21 protein-coding genes are annotated in these 18,311 nt (G+C 41.6%); 19 read left to right on the forward strand and 2 right to left on the reverse strand.

The window, feature by feature from the left end; genetic code table 11:
• Nucleotides 1-46: 46 nt before the first annotated feature.
• The 5 genes from LU361_RS17690 to LU361_RS17710 all read left to right on the forward strand — a co-directional run bounded on the left by LU361_RS17690 (nucleotide 47) and on the right by LU361_RS17710 (nucleotide 5,588).
• Nucleotides 47-1,036, forward strand: a complete 990-nt coding sequence (locus tag LU361_RS17690) for a Bug family tripartite tricarboxylate transporter substrate binding protein (protein WP_233090375.1) — start codon at nucleotides 47-49, stop codon at nucleotides 1,034-1,036.
• Entirely contained in the window at nucleotides 1,033-1,473 is a 441-nt protein-coding gene (locus tag LU361_RS17695; RefSeq protein ID WP_233090377.1) for a tripartite tricarboxylate transporter TctB family protein, read from the forward strand. The genes LU361_RS17690 and LU361_RS17695 overlap by 4 nt, the downstream gene beginning before the upstream one ends.
• Nucleotides 1,473-3,068: a tripartite tricarboxylate transporter permease gene (locus LU361_RS17700; protein ID WP_233090379.1), complete on the forward strand. Its 1,596-nt coding sequence runs from the start codon at nucleotides 1,473-1,475 to the stop codon at nucleotides 3,066-3,068. Before LU361_RS17695 ends, LU361_RS17700 begins: the two co-directional genes overlap by 1 nt.
• A gap of 277 nt (nucleotides 3,069-3,345) precedes the next feature.
• The gene (locus LU361_RS17705; RefSeq protein ID WP_233090381.1) at nucleotides 3,346-4,893 is read left to right on the forward strand and encodes a sensor histidine kinase; all 1,548 of its coding nucleotides are present in this window, start codon (nucleotides 3,346-3,348) and stop codon (nucleotides 4,891-4,893) included.
• A complete protein-coding gene (locus LU361_RS17710; RefSeq protein ID WP_233090383.1) occupies nucleotides 4,890-5,588 on the forward strand; it encodes a response regulator in 699 nt (232 codons plus the stop codon). Before LU361_RS17705 ends, LU361_RS17710 begins: the two co-directional genes overlap by 4 nt.
• Before the next feature lie 149 nt (nucleotides 5,589-5,737).
• On the opposite strand, the gene LU361_RS17715 is transcribed toward LU361_RS17710, so the two are convergent.
• Entirely contained in the window at nucleotides 5,738-6,334 is a 597-nt protein-coding gene (locus LU361_RS17715) for a HupE/UreJ family protein (RefSeq protein WP_233090384.1), read from the reverse strand.
• Nucleotides 6,335-6,460: 126 nt separating this feature from the next.
• On the opposite strand from LU361_RS17715, the gene LU361_RS20240 reads away from it, so the two are divergent.
• The 14 genes from LU361_RS20240 to LU361_RS17780 all read left to right on the forward strand — a co-directional run bounded on the left by LU361_RS20240 (nucleotide 6,461) and on the right by LU361_RS17780 (nucleotide 17,226).
• The gene (locus tag LU361_RS20240) at nucleotides 6,461-6,583 is read left to right on the forward strand and encodes a hypothetical protein (RefSeq protein WP_286206515.1); all 123 of its coding nucleotides are present in this window, start codon (nucleotides 6,461-6,463) and stop codon (nucleotides 6,581-6,583) included.
• Between the two features lie 84 nt (nucleotides 6,584-6,667).
• Complete coding sequence (locus LU361_RS17720; RefSeq protein ID WP_233090386.1) at nucleotides 6,668-8,038, forward strand: ATP-binding protein; 1,371 nt, start codon at nucleotides 6,668-6,670, stop codon at nucleotides 8,036-8,038.
• A gap of 52 nt (nucleotides 8,039-8,090) precedes the next feature.
• A complete protein-coding gene (locus tag LU361_RS17725; protein WP_233090388.1) occupies nucleotides 8,091-9,089 on the forward strand; it encodes an NADH-quinone oxidoreductase subunit B family protein in 999 nt (332 codons plus the stop codon).
• Nucleotides 9,086-10,552: a nickel-dependent hydrogenase large subunit gene (locus LU361_RS17730; RefSeq protein ID WP_233090390.1), complete on the forward strand. Its 1,467-nt coding sequence runs from the start codon at nucleotides 9,086-9,088 to the stop codon at nucleotides 10,550-10,552. The genes LU361_RS17725 and LU361_RS17730 overlap by 4 nt, the downstream gene beginning before the upstream one ends.
• Before the next feature lie 409 nt (nucleotides 10,553-10,961).
• Nucleotides 10,962-11,246 carry a BrnT family toxin gene (locus LU361_RS17735; protein ID WP_233090391.1) on the forward strand — a complete coding sequence of 95 codons (285 nt, stop codon included), beginning with the start codon at nucleotides 10,962-10,964 and terminating at the stop codon, nucleotides 11,244-11,246.
• Nucleotides 11,247-11,255: 9 nt separating this feature from the next.
• Nucleotides 11,256-11,441, forward strand: coding sequence for a hypothetical protein (locus LU361_RS17740; protein WP_233090393.1), 186 nt, complete (start codon nucleotides 11,256-11,258; stop codon nucleotides 11,439-11,441).
• A gap of 3 nt (nucleotides 11,442-11,444) precedes the next feature.
• On the forward strand, nucleotides 11,445-11,612 hold the full coding sequence (locus LU361_RS17745; protein ID WP_233090395.1) for a hypothetical protein: 168 nt from the start codon (nucleotides 11,445-11,447) through the stop codon (nucleotides 11,610-11,612).
• A 956-nt stretch (nucleotides 11,613-12,568) separates the two neighbouring features.
• Entirely contained in the window at nucleotides 12,569-13,123 is a 555-nt protein-coding gene (locus LU361_RS17750) for a hypothetical protein (protein WP_233090396.1), read from the forward strand.
• 71 nt (nucleotides 13,124-13,194) lie between these two features.
• The gene (locus tag LU361_RS17755; RefSeq protein WP_233090398.1) at nucleotides 13,195-13,422 is read left to right on the forward strand and encodes a hypothetical protein; all 228 of its coding nucleotides are present in this window, start codon (nucleotides 13,195-13,197) and stop codon (nucleotides 13,420-13,422) included.
• The gene (locus LU361_RS17760) at nucleotides 13,413-14,033 is read left to right on the forward strand and encodes a hypothetical protein (RefSeq protein WP_233090400.1); all 621 of its coding nucleotides are present in this window, start codon (nucleotides 13,413-13,415) and stop codon (nucleotides 14,031-14,033) included. The genes LU361_RS17755 and LU361_RS17760 overlap by 10 nt, the downstream gene beginning before the upstream one ends.
• Complete coding sequence (locus LU361_RS17765; protein ID WP_233090402.1) at nucleotides 14,033-15,493, forward strand: reverse transcriptase domain-containing protein; 1,461 nt, start codon at nucleotides 14,033-14,035, stop codon at nucleotides 15,491-15,493. The genes LU361_RS17760 and LU361_RS17765 overlap by 1 nt, the downstream gene beginning before the upstream one ends.
• 691 nt (nucleotides 15,494-16,184) lie before the next feature.
• Nucleotides 16,185-16,505, forward strand: coding sequence for a hypothetical protein (locus tag LU361_RS17770; protein WP_233090404.1), 321 nt, complete (start codon nucleotides 16,185-16,187; stop codon nucleotides 16,503-16,505).
• A gap of 53 nt (nucleotides 16,506-16,558) precedes the next feature.
• A complete protein-coding gene (locus LU361_RS17775; protein WP_233090406.1) occupies nucleotides 16,559-16,864 on the forward strand; it encodes a hypothetical protein in 306 nt (101 codons plus the stop codon).
• 152 nt (nucleotides 16,865-17,016) lie between these two features.
• Complete coding sequence (locus tag LU361_RS17780; protein ID WP_233090408.1) at nucleotides 17,017-17,226, forward strand: hypothetical protein; 210 nt, start codon at nucleotides 17,017-17,019, stop codon at nucleotides 17,224-17,226.
• A gap of 208 nt (nucleotides 17,227-17,434) precedes the next feature.
• Here LU361_RS17780 and LU361_RS17785 read toward each other — a convergent pair whose 3' ends face one another.
• Nucleotides 17,435-18,310: a LysR family transcriptional regulator gene (locus LU361_RS17785; RefSeq protein WP_233090410.1), complete on the reverse strand. Its 876-nt coding sequence runs from the start codon at nucleotides 18,308-18,310 to the stop codon at nucleotides 17,435-17,437.
• Nucleotide 18,311 lies beyond the last annotated feature (1 nt).

Raw genomic sequence — 18,311 nt, forward strand, 5'->3', positions numbered from 1 at the left:
CGTTTTTAATTTTTCAACTGCTCGTCAAAATAAGTTAGGTCGTAACATGAAAAAATATAAGCTTGCTCGAAAAATTCTCGCAGTTGCTTTGGTCGGTGTCTTTTCTCAGTCGAGTATCGCGTTTGAACAAAGCCGCTCGATCGACTGTATTGCGCCAGCGGCACCCGGCGGCGGTTGGGATTTTACCTGCCGTTCCATCGGTAAGGTGATGTCTGATTTGGATATTATCTCGGGCACCGTTCAAACCAACAATATGCCCGGCGCCGGTGGTGGTGTTGCGTTTGCTCACGTGGTGGGTAAACGCAAAAAAGACTCGTCATTAATGGTTGCCTCCAGCACGTCCACAACCACACGTTTGGCCCAGCGTCAGTTTCCTGGAATGGATCCCGAAGGCGTGCGTTGGGCCGGAGCCGTGGGTGCGGATTTCGGTGTGATTGCGGTGGGGAATAGCTCGCCCTATAACACCTTAAACGAATTGATTGATGCAATAAAAAAAGACCCCAAGCAGGTTAAATTTGCTGGTGGCAGTGCCGCTGGTGGTTGGGATCATTTAAAAGTATTAATTGCCGCTAAATCCGGCGGCGTCACCGATCTTAAACACATTCCTTATCTTGCTTTTGCCGGTGGTGCCGAAGCTTTAACCCAAGTTGTTGGCGGACATATTTCTGCTTTCACCGGAGACGTTTCTGAAATTATCGGCTTTTTAGATTCTGGCGATGTTCGTGTATTGGCAGTGCTTTCTGACGAACGTTTGCCCGCACCATTAAATGATTTACCCACGGCAAAAGAACAAAACATTGAGGCCGTCGCCCCCAACTGGCGTGGATTTTATGTGCCCAAAAATATTTCCGATGAAGCCTATCAATGGTGGGTGCAAAGCTTGGATCAAATTTATGTGAGCGAGCAATGGCAAGCGGTAATGCGTCAAAGTGGATTAATGCCGTTTCATAAAACCGGTGCTGAATTTAAAACCTTTGTTGATCAACAAGTGCAAGACATTCGTGCAATCTCAAAAGATGTAGGATTAATTCGATGAAAGACGATTGTTTATTAGGCATCGTCTTGTTGCTGGTGTCGTTTGTGTACGGTTGGGAAGCCGTACACTTTCCCGAACCGTTTGGCGGTGCTGAAGTGGTTGGCCCTGAAACCTTCCCGATTCTATTGGCGTTAATTTTAGGATTAAGTAGCGTGTATTTAATCGTAAAACCCGATCCCAATGGCGAATGGCCGGTATTATCGATGTTGGGTCAGTTGTTGATGGTGATTGTTGTCCTGGCAATATTCGCCGCTATTTTAGAGCCGATTGGCTTTATTCCGGCGACGATATTTTTGGTGTCGGTATTGTGTTGGCGCATGGGTACGCGGCCTAAATCAGCATTAATCACCGGGGTGTCCTGTGCGATTTCTGTATTTTTATTATTTAATTTTGTCTTGGATTTGCATTTACCCGCCGGAATTTTGGAGTTTAGCTGATGGAGACGCTTAACTATTTACTGCAAGGTTTTGCCGTTGCATTAACCTTTGAAAATCTAATGTTTGCCGCCCTCGGTGCGCTTTTGGGTACACTAGTTGGTGCACTGCCAGGCCTGGGCCCGGCCAACGGGGTGGCAATTTTAATTCCACTGGCGTTCAGTTTGGGGCTCTCGGCACAGGCGTCGTTAATTTTGCTCACGGCCGTTTACGCTGGAGCCATGTACGGTGGGCGAATTTCGAGTATTTTATTGAATATTCCCGGCGATGAACCGGCCATGATGACGTGTTTAGACGGCCACCCGATGGCGTTAAAAGGAAAGGCGGCAGAATCTTTGGCGATTTCTGCAATGGCTTCTTTTATCGGCAGTTTTATCGCCACCATTGGCTTGGTTATTTTAGCGCCTTGGCTCGCCCGCTTTGCGTTAAAATTTGGACCCGCAGAATATTTTGCTTTATTCACTTTGGCCTTTGCCACACTCGGCGGTATTACCGGCAAAAACCAATTTAAAACCATTATTGCCGCTTGCATTGGCTTAATGATTGCCACAGTTGGTGTGGATTTAAGCACCGGTAACCAGCGTTACACCTACGACATATTAGAGTTGTACGAAGGCATTGACTTTATTATCGCGATTGTCGGTTTATTTGCCATCAGTGAGCTGTTGTTTTTTATTGAAAAACATCAGGGCAATGGCCTGAAAAAAGTTACCCTCAATAAATTAAAATTGTCCTTAAAAGACATTGTCAATATTTTACCAACAAGCTTGCGCGGTTCTATTCTCGGATTTTTTGCCGGCGTGTTACCGGGCGCGGGTGCGTCATTGGGCAGCTTTATTAGCTACACGCTTGAGAAAAAAGTAGCGCGCGATAAAAGCCAATTTGGCAAGGGCGATCCTCGAGGTATTGCCGCGCCCGAAGCAGGTAACAACGCTTCGGCAAATGGCGCGTTGGTTCCCATGTTAACGCTGGGAGTTCCGGGCAGTGGTACAACGGCGGTGTTATTGGCGATGTTGGTGTCGTTAAATATTCAGCCAGGGCCAATGTTATTTACTCAAAATGCGGATTTGGTGTGGGGTGTTATTGCGGCTTTATTTATTGGTAATTTAATTTTATTGTTAATGAACATTCCAATGGTTGGTGTGTTTGTAAAATTATTGAGTGTACCGCCAAAATATCTAATGCCAATTGTGACTTTAATTGCTTCCGTGGGAATTTTTGCGATCAGCGGTAGTGCCTTAGATCTCTTCTTTATGATTGGCTTTGGTATTATGGGTTACGTATTACGTAAACTCGATATTCCATTAGTACCGATTATTTTGGGCATGTTGCTCGGCCCAGAAATGGAAAAAAGTTTACGTCATGCATTAACGTTGTCAGACGGTAATTGGAGCGTGTTGTGGTCAAGCAGTTTATCGGTGAGTATTTGGGCGTTGGCGTTACTTGGATTGGTGTTGCCTTATTTAATTGGACCAATTTTGCGCCGAAGAATGGCAAATTCCAGTGCTGACACGACTCAGGTTCATACTAAGGCCCAGACTCACGCTAAGACCCAGTCTGCGAATATAAACACTGAATCCGAAATTACCGAATCCTAATTAAACGTTATTGAGTGGTTGTTGGTAAACTCCGTTATCACACTAAAACAAGGTGCTAACGCGAGTTTTTACTTTATGGTGAATGTCTCTATTGAAATGTCTAAGCCATTGGTATTTCTAATATTAGTTATTTCTAGCACTAGTTATTTCTAAGCCATAGAAACATTACCTCTTGCGGGGCAGTAATGCCCCTTTTTTAATAATAATGAAAATACTTAAGCGGAAATTATTTAAACGTCTCGAAATTTGGTTACTGTTGTGTATCTCCGCAACTTCAATGGTACAACTGTTGATGTTCGCCTACGCCAGCCAACATTTAGTCTCCGACGTTATTGAAGAGCGCACAGGAAAACAAGCATTGGCGCTTGCGCAATCGATTGCCTCCGATTCCTACTTAATTTCGGCCATGGAAGTGGGAGAGTTTCCCTACGAGTTGGCCGAACGTTACGATAAGCTCCAACGCGATACCGACATCAGTTTTATTGTTATCGGTGATGTTAACCAAATTCGCATTTATCACCCCGAGCGCGATCGCATTGGTTTACCCATGCAAGGCGGCGACAGCATTAATGCGCTCCAGGGCCAATCGTATATTTCCAAAGCCGTTGGTTCGCTCGGGCCGTCGATTCGCGGCAAGGTTCCAATTATTAATGTCAGCGGCAAAATTGTCGGTTTGGTTTCTGTGGGCGTTTTGCAGGAATCCGTTGCTCAAGCTACCAGCCAACAAAAAGTATTGATTTTTTCGACGGGGTTTTTTCTTTTATTGCTGGCGGTTTTGTCGGCGTTGTGGATTGCGATGGGCGTTCGGAAAAAATTGTTTGGTCTTCAACCCGATGAAATCGGTCGATTGTACGTTGAACAAGAAGCCATTTTGAATACCGTGCGCACTGGCGTTGTTGCTTTAGATACCGACGGCAGTATCCGAAAAATTAATCATCGCGGCCGCGAAATTCTGTGTCAATCGATCAATCAAGACGTTACCTCACTGCAAGATATTCTACCCCAACACGCAAGCTTTTTATTGAGTGACACTAATCACGCAATCACCGGTTTTGAATTATTCGCTAATGATCAATGGATCGTGTTGTCGCGCTTTCCGCTCCAAGTGCAGGGTCAAACCGACGGTTTATTATTGAGCATGCGCCCGGCTGATGAAATTGAATATTTAAGTCGCCAACTTGCTAAAGTACAAGCCTTTGCGGAATTACTTAGAGTGCAAACCCACGACTACTCAAATAAGCTCAATACCCTTGGTGCGCTTATACAAATTGGTAATTACGATAAAGCGCTGGATTTAATTGGCAACGAAAGCCGAGGTTTTCAGGATCAAATTCACGCACTGCTGCAAAAAATTGAATCTCCCGTTTTGGCCGCATTAGTGTTTGGCAAATATTTAAAAGCCCGAGAATTAACGATCAATCTTGAAATAAATCCTGACAGTGAGCTTGGCAATATTGAGGACAAACACAAGCTTGAACGTTTAGTGTCTATTTTAGGTAATTTAATAGACAATGCGATCGAAGCCGTGCAACGCTCAAAAAATCCCGCCGGAACGGTTCGAGTTACATTGGAAGAGGTGGGTAACAGTTTGTTGTTTGATGTCGAAGACAGCGGCAGTGGTGTTGACCAAGCGCATTTGGATAAAATATTCAGGCCCACATTCAGTTCTAAACGCGGGGCACAACACGGCGTGGGTATGTATTTAGTGAATACGTATCTTAAAGCTTGTAATGGCAGTTTAGAGTACGGTGATTCGGATTTAGGCGGCGCTCGCTTCACCATTTATATTCCAAAAAATTCAGAGGTTTATACCGAAGATTCATGAACTATTCCTGCATAATTATTGAAGACCAACCCGATGTTGCGCAATTTTTAGCGCAGTATTTAATCGCCAGTGGTCGCTACAGCATTATGGGCATGGCTCATGATATGGATACCGGCCGCTCGTTATTAGCCAGCGTTGAGCCCGATTTAATTTTATTGGACGTTTATTTTCCCAATGGCAACGGTTTGGATTTATTGTCTGAGTTGCGCACCAAAAGCATTAAAAGTGACATTATGCTGCTGACCGCCGCGCGCGAAGTGCATATTTTAGAGCGTGCCATGCAACTGGGAATCTGCGATTTTTTGGTAAAACCCATTTTGATTCCACGCCTAGAGCAGGCGTTGTCTAATTTCGAATCTCGGCAACAACAATTGGCCGATGTTTCTGAACTTACCCAATCAGTGGTTGATACCGTATTAAAGCCCACATCTGCAGGTTCTGGCACGAAAGGGACGCCGCGTTTGCCTAAGGGCGTTGATTCTTTAACGTTAGAGAAAATACGCACTGTGTTTCGCTCGGATAATCAACAAAGCTTAACCGCGCAAAAAGTGGGTGACGTGGTTGGTGTGAGTCGCTCAACGGCGCGTCGTTATTTAGAATTTTTGTTGGAATCGGGCGAGCTGTGTGTTGATCACACTTACGGAACCATCGGGCGGCCAGAGCGGTGTTATCGTTTGGGAAAAACGGACGAGTAAAAACGTTTAGAAAAATACGACTAGGAAAAGACGATTGGGAAAAAGTGTTTAAGAGAAGAGCCGTTGTTTGAGCCTCACTAAAGCAAAGTGTCACTACAGCGATAAAAAAAGGCAAGCCCTCGGGCCGGAAGGCTTGCCTGAAAAGAATATCAACCAGAAATAACACTAACACTTATCAAACCAATTCCCGTCAAAGACACCAAGGTGCCAATGAGTTTGGGTGTGCCGGGCATTTGCTTGGTGAGCCAGTTGCCTGTAACTAACCCAGCCATTTGCAATAAGCCGCTCGATAACATCAACCCGATCGCGAAAGGAACCGGCGTGGCGCCAAACGCTTCGGTGTGGGCAACACCGTGGAATAACAAGAAAACAGCGACGAACGCGGCCACTGCGGTCTTTGGTACCAACCCTTTGCCAATAAAGTTCATTTGGCTAGAGATCAGAACACCTACAAGAATCAACGCAAGCGCGATTCCAGTGTCAGCTATACTCACCCATTCAAAAGCAGTGCCAATTAACATTCCACACATTAATACCACCGGGGTGAGCGCCAGTAGGGTTTTCTGAGTTGTTTTGGTTAGGCACGCGGCCCAAACGCCGATGGCGATCATGGAAATTAAGTGATCAAAGCCCGTAAATACATGAAGTAACCCTGCCGTAAAGCCCGTGGTTTCTCCGGTATGAGCAAACGTGGAAGGCGAAATCAAAGCTAACGTCAGTAAGCCAAAGAAAGATATGCGTGACATGATAGTCCTCGTTAATAGGTGTCGCGTTGTTATTCAAGAAGACTCAGGCGACAGCAAGTTGAATGCCACGGAACCGTTAGGTTTTGTATAGAATGTGGAGACCGCGTGATCATTAGGGCACAGCTTATGCCTTATCAAAAACCAGCTTATGCAACACCGCCTTGGCAGCGCACGGCTGGAAAGTCATTAATCAATTTGGTTAACCTGTGGCTAAGCCGAACCCGTGGTGACGGTAGGCCAAGCCCGTAGTGACGGTAGAATGAGCGTTAATAAGAACTCACAGCAGGTCTTAAAAGTGATGCCTAACTTTTCAAAATCGGTAAGATACTTTGCATGTCAGATCTTTTTGAGCACAACAATATGATCGATGAAGACCCCCAATCCGTGGGTGGCAACTTGCTAACCGATGAGAACGCCTGGCTCAGCGTCATTCAAAAAATGGACGAAGCCTACTCCGACTTGGTTGATTACCAAGTTCAAATGGAAGAGCAAAACGCCAAGCTTGAAGAAGCGCAGAATTTTTTCGACAGCGTTCAGTCGGCCATGAGCGATGTACTCATTGCCTGTGATCACGAAGGCAAAATTCAGCAGGTGAATCGCGCCTGTGAAGAGCTTACTGGCTGTCAATCAGAAAGCCTAATTGGTCAGTTTCTGGTTAACCTATGTCCACAAGAAAGTCGTGACATTTTATTGGATTGCTTACGTCGCGTGCGCAGATCACCCGTACGCGATCAAGCCATCACCCTCAATGGTATTAACGGCGCTGTGCCGTTAGCGCTGAATTGCTCGCCGCGATTCAATCCCCGTGGCCGTTTGGTCGGTATTGTGATTGCCGGGCGTCCGCTCGGGGAATTGCAAAAAGCCTTCAACGAACTAAACGCTGCCCACGCCGAGCTTAAATTAGCCCAAGAACGCTTGGTTCAAAGCGAGAAAATGGCGTCCCTCGGACGCTTGGTGGCCGGCGTTGCTCACGAACTCAATAACCCCATCAGTTTTGTTTACGGCAACATGCACGCTTTGCGACGCTACACCACGCGTTTGGTGGAATACTTTAACGCCGTGCAATCCGGCGCCAGCCGTGAACAGCTCCAGCAGTTGCGCAATGAAATGCGGCTCAACAAAGCCATTGCCGATTTGGATTCTTTAGTAGAAGGAACGCTCGAAGGTGCCGACCGAGTGCGGGAAATCGTCAACGATTTAAAACAGTTTTCATCAACCCAGCGCAGTGAAAAGTTACCTTTCGATTTGGTACACGTTGCGCAATCGGCATTGCACTGGATTTTAAAAGAAAGCCCCGAAGTAGACGTTAAAAAAGAACTGCCAGAACATTTGTGCGGCGAAGGTCACTCCGGGCAAATTCACCAAGTGGTTGTAAATCTTATTCAAAATGCCGTCGATGCGATCAAAGGACAACCAAATCCGATACTTTCTATTCGTGCCGGTAAAAAAGACGTAGACGGCAAAGAGACACTTTGGCTAGAAATTGAAGATAACGGCCCGGGCATTGCTGATGCAGATTTACCGCATTTATTCGATCCATTTTTTACCACCAAACCGCCGGGCAAAGGAACCGGTTTAGGGTTGTCGATTAGCTACGGTATTGTCGCCGAACACGGCGGAGAATTATCGATAAAAAATCGCCCCTTAGGTGGAGCAACAGCGTTATTGTTGTTGCCAAAATGCCCGTCAAATGAAGACGGTTAATCGAGCAAATCAACGTTTATTTTAAAGCTTTAATAAAGTATAGGTTGCTTAAATGGCAAATTTATTGTGGTTACAATCTGGCGGTTGCGGCGGCTGTACCATGTCGCTGCTCAATGCAGAAAACCCAGATTTAATGTCCACATTAAAAAACGCAGGCATTAACCTGTTGTGGCATCCGTCGCTGAGCGAAGAAACGGGCGCAGAAGTACGAGACATTCTAGAAAAAATTATCGACGGCACGCTCACCTTAGACATTTTATGCGTCGAAGGCGCTTTATTGCGCGGTCCACACGGCACGGGGCGCTATCATATTTTTGGTGGCACTGGCATTCCCATGATTGATTGGGTCGAGCAGTTATCCAAAAAAGCCAACTACACATTGGCCATTGGCAGTTGCGCCGCCTTCGGTGGTGTTACAACGGCAAGCGACAATATTACTGACGCAACCGGATTACAATTTGAAGGTGAACTGCGCGGCGGATTATTGGGCAGTGAATTTACCAGCCAAAAAGCCATGCCCGTGATTAATGTTGCCGGTTGCCCAGTGCATCCCGATTGGGTAACCGAAACGTTAATGTCGCTTGTGATTGATAATCCCTCGGAAGAAGATTTTGACGAGTTTACCCGTCCAAGGCTTTATACCGATCAACTGGTGCATCACGGTTGTACGCGCAACGAATACTACGAATACAAAGCCAGCGCTGAACAACCCGGCGAACTTGGCTGCATGATGGAACACATGGGTTGTTTAGGTACGCAAGCGCACGCCGATTGCAACACGCGATTATGGAACGGGCAGGGCAGTTGTACGCGCGCCGGTTACGCCTGCATTAATTGCACAGCCCCAGAGTTTGAAGAGCCACGCCATTCATTTACCGAAACCCCTAAAATTGCAGGCATTCCCGTTGGCTTGCCAACCGATATGCCGAAAGCGTGGTTTGTTGCGCTGGCGTCGTTATCAAAAGCCGCAACCCCCGAGCGCTTAAAACACAACGCTCGATCCGAACAATTAATTTACCCGCCTACCTTGCACAAGAAGAATAAATCATGAGTCGATTGTTAGTAGGGCCGTTTAACCGAGTTGAAGGTGACTTGGATATTGCCCTTGAAGTAGAAAATAATCGTGTTACCAGCGCTAAAGTCAATTCCACACTGTACCGTGGCTTTGAACAAATTCTTATTGGCAAGCGCGCAATCGATGCCTTGGTGTACACACCGAGAATTTGCGGCATTTGTTCTATCAGTCAATCCATTGCCTGCGCTCGTGCACTCGCCGATTTAAGTAACATTGCCATCACCGCAAACGGCGAACGCAGCCACAATTTATTATTGGCCAATGAATCTTTAACGGATTTATTAACTCATTTTTATTTATTTTTTATGCCGGACTTTGCCCGCGATATTTATCGAGAAAAATCGTGGTATGACGCTACAAAAAAACGATTTAAAGCCGTGGAAGGTGAAGCCACCAAAACCGTACTGCCTGCGCGCGCAAAATTTTTACACGTCATGGGCGTGATGGCCGGTCGTTGGCCGCACACATTATGCATTCAACCCGGCGGCAGCAGCAAAGCTATTTCTCGACACGAACGATTGCGATTACTGGCAACCCTCGCCGATTTTCGATCTTTTTTAGAAAATACCTTATTTGGTGATAATCTCGATAACATCAACGCGATTCAATCTATTTCTGATTTCGAGCACTGGATAAATCAAGAAGATTACACCCAAAGCGATTTACGCTGGTTTATGCATTTATCTCGTGATTTAGAATTATCTACGTTTGGGCGCACCGATTCGCAATTATTAAGCTACGGCAATTTTACCGAAGACAAAGCATCTTTAATAAAACGCGGTATTTGGACACCCGCCAACGGATTGCAAAACCTTCCGTTAGATAAAATAACCGAAGACATCAGTCATTCTTGGATGGACGGCGACGCCAAAAAAGCCCTTCATCCCACCGTAGGAGCAACCGACGTATCATTGCAGTCGAGCGAAAAACCAGACGCCTACAGTTGGTGTAAAGCGCCACGCCTAGACGGAGACGTTTTTGAAACCGGCGCACTTGCCCGTGCCGTAATTAGCGGAAACCCTTTATTTAATGAATTAATACATTCACAAGGCGCAAACGTAAATACCCGCGTAATTGCACGTTTATTGGAATTGGCGAAAATTGTTCCTGAAATGCAACGCTGGGCAACCGAGCTAGACATCACCGAACCCTACTGCAACAACAAGCCAATGCTCGCCGACGGCCAAGGCGTTGGCCTAACCGAAGCCGCGCGCGGATCACTCGGCCACTGGATTGAAGTAAAAGACAATCACATTTCCCGCTACCAAATTATCGCCCCAACCACCTGGAATTTCTCACCCAGAGACATCGACAACAAACCCGGTGCCCTAGAAAAATCCCTAGAAGGCGCACCCGTGCAAAATGGAGAAAAAGATCCAGTCTCTGTACAACATATCGTACGAAGTTTTGACCCTTGTATGGTGTGCACCGTTCATTAAGTAAAAATTATTTCTTGTTTTTAATGCAGTGTTTAAGGTTAACTAAATGCTGCGTTAAGTTTCAGTTGATGTCCTTTTAAAGATTTTTTTCTAAAAATACCTTTAAAAATTGATTGGCATAAAAGATTTAATCTAGCTTATGTTATATGAGTTGGTTTATATACCGAAAATGTACCTAAATAAACCAATGATATAATTTCATTATATTTTTTTGGAATGATTTTCTAGAAATTTAATGTTGAAAATGAGTTTGGTGCCAAAATTTATTCAGTGTTGACGTAGTTAAATTTTATAGATAGCGTTGTAGGGAATGTTTTATAAGATTGCATTATTCAGACGACTAATTTAATGGTGTGCGTTGTATGTTTGCCAAACGGTTAGCTATTCAAAATAGTCAAGGAGGAATTGAATGAAGTTTGAATGGGATGAAAATAAAAATTCCAAGAACATGCGGAAGCACGGAATAGATTTTAATGATGCGATCTCAATATTTGATGATGATAATCGGATTGAAGCAGTAGATAATAGAAATGATTACGGTGAAGAGAGGCTTCAAGTAATAGGTGAGGCAATGCCAGGAGTATTGATGGTTGCTTATACATGGAGGCATAATCATACTACTCGTCGTATTATATCAGCGAGAACCGCTAGTGCGAAAGAGCGGGCATTGTACAATAGCATGAAAGGGTTATAGGAAATCTATATGAGCCAAGAAATAAGAGTAGAACGAAAAAAGGGTGAGCCAACTAATGGTAAATCTGATTTGGAACGTTTAAAGAATATGACGGAAGAAGAAATTGAAAATAATGCGAAAGATGACGAAGATCTTCCTCTTCAATCAGATGAAGATCTGAAACGTTTTAAAAGGGTCGCGCCTAAAAAGGATTAAAATATGTCTGAAAATATTGCTGTCAATCATAAAAAAGGTCAGAAACATTCTGGAAAATCCAACTGGGATAAATTAATTCATAGGCTGTCTCCTGTAATCGACGAAGATAATCCAGAATTGGCTTCAAATCCTGAAATTAAATTTTCTAAACCTGAAAAGAGAAAAAGCTAATCAGTAACAAAAGGGTAATAAAATGAGGTTAGAGCACTAAATAGTGCTGGTTTGTAATGTTTAGGATTAAAAACTACTGAAAACATCATTGAGAGAATAAGCACGCTTGTTGAGGGTAACGATAAGCACATCTATCCAACGAGGCGATGTTGATAGATATCATAATTGAATTTTTTAAATAAATATAAAGATAAGTTTGAACTGAAAAGTAGCTGGATAGTTCGAGCTAAGATTCAGAAAGGTCCATGACAGAAAGCTTAAAATTCAACATCACCAAAACTTACTAAAAGCTAAAGTGTAGCTTAATCGAAATGGTATGCGGATTCTTTGGTTGCTGGACTGAAGTGAAAGACATTCACATTTCCCGCTACTAAATCATTGCCCCAGCCATCCGGGTATTTTCGCCCAGAGATATCAACAACAAATCCGGCGTCCTAAAAAAATCCCTAGATAGTACACCTGTGCAACACAGAGAAAAAGACTCCGTTTCTTTTCGGTATACCGTACGAAGTTCTGATTCTAGTATGGTTTGTGTCGCCCCCTAATTAAAAAATCATTTTTCAATTTTAACGCGGTATATAAGGACTGATCAGGTACTGCAATAAATGCTAGTTGACAATTTCGATAAAATTATATTTTTAAATGTCTTTTTGATGAGGTTTGTGTCAAAAATTAATTTTTGCATTGGGCAGGTTTTTAAATTATAAAAGTTCGAATGAAGCTGATATTGTAATCTGTGGAGAGATTTTGTAGTAGGTTTTCCTACTCTCATCTGAGAAGTTATTTTTACATATTAGAAGCTTTAGGATATTGACGTGGCTAAGGTTATCGATGTAGCGTTGCCAAAAATCTGTTGTAAAGTAGATTGTTGCGCTAATGGCAGTAGATTTGGGTGTATAGGTCGTGGTGATTCAAAGAAATGCATTATTGGTATATATTAAATTGTTAAGGTTTACATGAATTCAAAGTTTCTATTAACATTTTCGCTATTTTTGTATTTCTCAAGTCAGGCTAGTTCTACTGAATTAGCATCAGGGAAAGGTTTTGTCATTGGAAAAGTTGATGGGATTTTTCATATAGGAGGTCATGAGTTAAAGGCATTTAAAGTTAAAAATGAGAATAATAAGATTCAGTACTTATTAATTACATCGTATACCAATACACTTATTGAAAATGGTGAACCACTTATTTATAACGGTAAAATCACAACTATTAATGACCTACAGCTGATAAATACTGTTTCAGGTTACATATATAGGCCTAAGGGTTTAACTCATGAAGAGAAATATGCAAAAGAAGCCAAAGAAAAACCACCGGCAGAAATTGGAATCCCAGTCAGAGCTGTTTTAACAAAAGAGCAAGAGCGGCACCAAGAAGACCGTGAATCTTTTGAAAAATGGATGCAAATCCTGTCTCTACTAATAGCCTTGTTGGCTATTGATAAAGCTCTTCATTTACTAAAATACCCCTGGACTAAGCTTATGGGTTTATTACGAAGCCCCAAACCTTAACAAGCGCATCTAGTCACAGGCAAAAAGTTCCTGCCGGAACTTCCGTTCCGCTCGTATTTTCCCGGTGAGCTATGCGTTATAATTTTTCATACATAGATGTATATATCATGGTAAAAATTAAGAGCAAAAATCAGAGTGGTGGGATAACTGCTCACAATGTTAATATCGGTAATTTTCAAACTACTGAAAAAAAGACATTTAGTTTTTTTGAGGTTGTTGCGATTGTACTTGGTATTCCTGCCAGTATCGTAACATTGCTACAATACTTTGAGATTATTGATGTTTCCCAATGGTTTTAAATCAGTCTACAGTCGAGTCAAAAAATCAGTCTGGAGGAATCACCGCTGATACAGTCAATATAATAAACATAAATAACCCAATCCCAGCATCTGTATTAAGTGAGGTTCAAGAAACTTTAATTGAGTCTACGGCTGAGCGACCCTATAGTGTTCTTCTATGTCCTCCATCTGAAATGACAGAGGAACAGAAAAATATTGTGAGGCAAATACGAGACTCCCTTGAGTCATCTAATTTTGAAGTTTTTAATAGTCAAAACCCAGATGATGGGGGTAATTATCCACATATTGCAGAAGCAAAGTTCATAGCATCTAAAAGATATAATAGCGTCATAATTTTTGCTGCTGATGAAAAAACTCTTTCAAAGTTAAGTACATATACATATATAAAAGAAGATCGGTCACTTTCTGAACTTGACATGCCTGTAGTCAAAATCAATAAAACAAATGATAAATATTTTGAAAATGGATGCTTGCGCTATGTGGAGGATACAGGAAAAGTATTTTGCTACGAAGAACTTTGTAGCAATGGAGTTGATAAAGTAATTAAGTATTTGAATAGAAGGCGCTCATTAAATTATAGGCAAGACCGTGGTCGGAGAAGTAGTAAATAATGGCTCTTACTATAAATAAAGATATTATTGTTTGGGGGCTGTCTGTAATTCAGCCAGCCAGCATAAGTGAGTTAAGAGGCTTCCTTTGTGCTGTAACACAGGATGAAAACGTGGTTCCCGATGGAGATTATTTAGCTGTTACAGTCAAAGAATTAATTTTAATTCACAATGTATTAAAAGTAGCTACTAAACCTGCTCGATATAGCGTTACTCATAAAGGTGGAATTAGACTTACTAAGAAACTTAGGTATTTAAGAGACAGAATGAGATTATTCTTGCTCAAGGATTCTGCCTATGGTAGGTTTCATCTATCATCAGATGTGCTAGATCAGAATTTGGATGATGCTTCGTCATCCTCTAGTATAGGACTTAAATATCAAGATGCACAGCGGTCAAATAGCTTTTTGGCCGCTGACCAAAAAGCTATTTGGCCGCTGGTCTCAGAGCAATTTCAGATTGGTTCTACTAGCGCATCTGATGACAAAAACACTCCTACTTACGCTGACCTAGATTGCTACTCATTCGACAGCGCTTATTTTGAAGGCAGTTTGAAAAACACATCTGATTTATCAGAAGCTATTGGAGTTTCAATAAGACTCATAACATCTATCTGTAAGAAGAAAGAAAAGCACTACCGGTCTTTCGAGATACCTAAAAAAAGAGGAGGTACGAGACCGATTGATTCTCCAAGAACATTTCTAAAAGTCATTCAAAAATGGATTAATGATTATTTTATCTATGATCTCAAACAAAGTAATTATTGCTACTCATATAAAAAAGGAGTGTCTATAAAATCACATGCTCAGTGTCATGAAAAACAAAATTACGTTGCTTGTGTTGATATTGAAGATTTTTATGGAAGTTTGACTAAAGATCACATTTACAATTTGCTGTTAAAAAATAATAAAGCTCATTCTATAGCTAAAGTTGTTTCTGATTTATGTACTTTTAACAATAAGTTGCCTCAAGGTGCTCCAACAAGCCCAATCCTTAGTAATGCTTTTTTGTATGATCTAGATAATTATTTGGTGTCTGAGTGTGAAGGACTGAATGTCACATATTCACGATTTGCTGATGACATAACCATAAGTTCTGACAGCAAAGAGAACTTGATAAGATTAATATCTATGATTAAAAATTGCTTAAGATCACTAGGTTTATCACTAAAAGATTCAAAAACTAGGATACTTCATAAAAGTCAAAAACAACTTGTGACGGGGCTTGTCGTTAATGAAATTGCTAAGCCAGCAAGAACTTACCGGAGAAGAATACGAGCTATATTCCACAAGGCTAAATTATATCCTGACAGCTTTAAAGGTAAAGAGAAGGTCCTTCAGGGTTATTTATCTTACTTAAGTTCATACAATTGTTTATCCAGTGATACTCAAAGCGACTATAAACAAACGATTCTAAATATAAAAAACCTGACTTCAAGTTCAAATCGCGACAAAAATAGTTAATGTTCATTAAATACTTTCTCTGAGGCTTTATGCCGTAAACGTTTTCATGGTCGTTGGTTGAGTTGTTAGGTAATATGATTACATTGATTCTGTGTTAACGATTTCATACTTTGATTTTTGGGTAAATATTGCCGGATTAGTCCGTTGGCATTTCACTAAATCCTCGCTTCTAGGAATGGTAGAGTGTGACGAAGTAGAAGATCACGCCGCTTAGTTTCTCAATAGCTTTGTACCGATGGAATTCAGTGCCGTTGTTAGTGGTAATTGTTTTGAACTGAGAAGCATTTTGTAGAATCAACTTCAAAGCTCTTTGGCTCAATTCTTTGGCCGATTTATTGGGCAACTAACTTACCAGTTGGAAGGTATTTCGATTTACGTTCAACCTGAGTCAGGATGCAATGTTTACGGCATTTCTTGGCTGATTGTCTGAGGTGTTTCCATAAGCAACCTCCGTTGTGTTTGTCTTCCCAAATGTATTTGCAAATAGTTTCGTAACTGATAGATCGTTTCATTATTTTAAACCGTCGGATATACCCTTTGATTTCAAGTTTAAACCACCGCAATAAAGTAATATGAAGAGGTTAACTGATTGCGGAAAAATGATGCAGTATTCAAGTCTAAACAGTACTAAATTATATATCCAGAATTGTTTATTTTGATTCTATTCTAGCAAAGGTTGAGGAGGGTTTTTATGTTGATCTATTGGGTTATTGATACGAAAGTTAAAGTTCAACATAAGAGCACTCTGACACTGGATGTTAGTGAATATTATTACACACGTTCAGTTGCTCCTTCCGAGACAAAAGAAGCAGCTGTGGTGAATTTAACAAACTTACTCGAAGAGAAAAGTATCGTCATAGCAGAAGTTCTTTCAATATCAGATTACGAAAGCAAAATTTGGAACAGTGAGCAAGATGAAGATTTTGAGATTGTTGAATCTTTTGAAAAATCAAGAGCTACAGGCCAAGTTTCTATTGGCTGCGTTGTGTCTGAATTATCTGTCCACCGATGATTTTGAAAAATTGGCAGGATAGTCTACGTCCGTTTTTAGAGGTAACCCTCATTATGATCCTTACAATCAGATACCCGCACATGAGGGCGCTTGTAAAGTATTATGCAATAGAGCTTGAGGATTCTTTAATACTTTCTATCCTCGATGCTGGTCTAAACAGCGAGGAAGAGGCGAAGCATTTGAGCCTGTTTGTTTGGAAAATGATCGATAAAATGGCTGAAGATAGAGACAATAATAAGATAGTTCTTGGCGGTACAAATAACACGTCAATGCTTCCCGATGTTTCTTACGAAATGGATAATTTCATGGAAAAAACTGGGTTTTCGAAAATCTGGGAAGATATTTCTGATAACGCATAAATTAGAAATCTTTAATTGATTCGGTTGTTTGGTTTTCATTTCTGAGTGCGGGGTATTTTAGTATACTTGTACTTTCTTGTAGGGTAAATTCCAACATCCGAGTATTTCGAGAAGTTGGCAAGCTTAAAGAAATACATGAAGAAGATATAAATATGCCATATACCTATAAAGATCTCACTTACATCAGAACGGCCTTACAAGTTTACGAGGCAAAGCTGGCAACATTAGAATACGATGATTGCGAAGATGATGAATTTTCTGAAATTCAAGATGATATTCAGTATCTTCAACGATTGCTAGCAGTAACCGATGAGGAGATTAAAACCTTAGAAGACAGCGGACCTAGTCTCAATCCAGTTTAGCGGGCAGCAGTATTGATGGTGCTGTACCTATATATAGAATAGTAAATTCCTGATTGAAATTTTCTGTGTGTGCTATGTATTTATAGAAAACTCTCCTGTAAATAATGTTCCTAATATTGTTGTGTGAATCGAAATTTAAATCGTAACTAAGTTACTTATATTTGAATTGGTAATTTTATCCACAAAAACCCATAGGTTAGGGTTTAACTTAAAAGGCTTTCATAATTTCAATAAATTTATTAACTGCAGGTGTATGAATCGCTTCTTCTCTAAGAACGCAAAATGAAGACCATGGAATTGATACATCTATAGGAATTTTTTTTAAGTTATTCTTTTCAAGTTCTTCGGTAAACAGTATTTCAGGCCCGGCAGTAATGTAATCGGATTTAACTGCCATTGCTTTTGCGATTCCATAATTATTACAGGTTATAAGAGGGAAGTTTTGCAATGCAGGAGTATTAGCTGCTTCAAGTATCGATTGCGACACTTTGGGTGTGATGCTGTTATAAGCAAGAATTTCTTCGAGCGAATAGGTTTTGTCTTGATCAAAAACAGGGTGCTCTGGTCTAGCCAGGAATATAATGTCGGCGCTTTTTAAACCGTAGAAGAGAAAGCCCTCAGGCAGGTCACTAACTTGAAAAGGACCAATACCCACATCTACAGATCCGTCATCTACCATTGAAAGAAGTCTCTCAGAGCTTTCTGTTGATAGTGACACCTTAATATTTGATGTCTGCTTTATGAAATCTAGCAGCACTTTTGGAAAGTAGACTTGTTCAGTTATGGGGCCTACTCCGATATTTAAGGTTCCTTCTTCAAGTTCTGAAAGCCGTTGCACGTGACGCCGCATAGAATCCAGCTTTGATTGGATAAATTGGCCGTTGCCAATTAAGTAGTTAGCTGCTTCCGTAGGGATCATGCCACCGCTATATCTATGGAACAGTTCTATCTTGAGAACTTGTTCGAGCCTGCTGATCCTTTTACTGAGGGTCGGTTGGGACATGAAGAGTTTATCTGCTGCTTTGTTGACACTGCCTGTTTCAGAAACGGTTTTTATTAAATTTATATCAGAAACATCAAGCATG

This window comes from Sessilibacter corallicola, from assembly GCF_021290925.1.
Lineage (GTDB): Bacteria > Pseudomonadota > Gammaproteobacteria > Pseudomonadales > Cellvibrionaceae > Sessilibacter > Sessilibacter corallicola.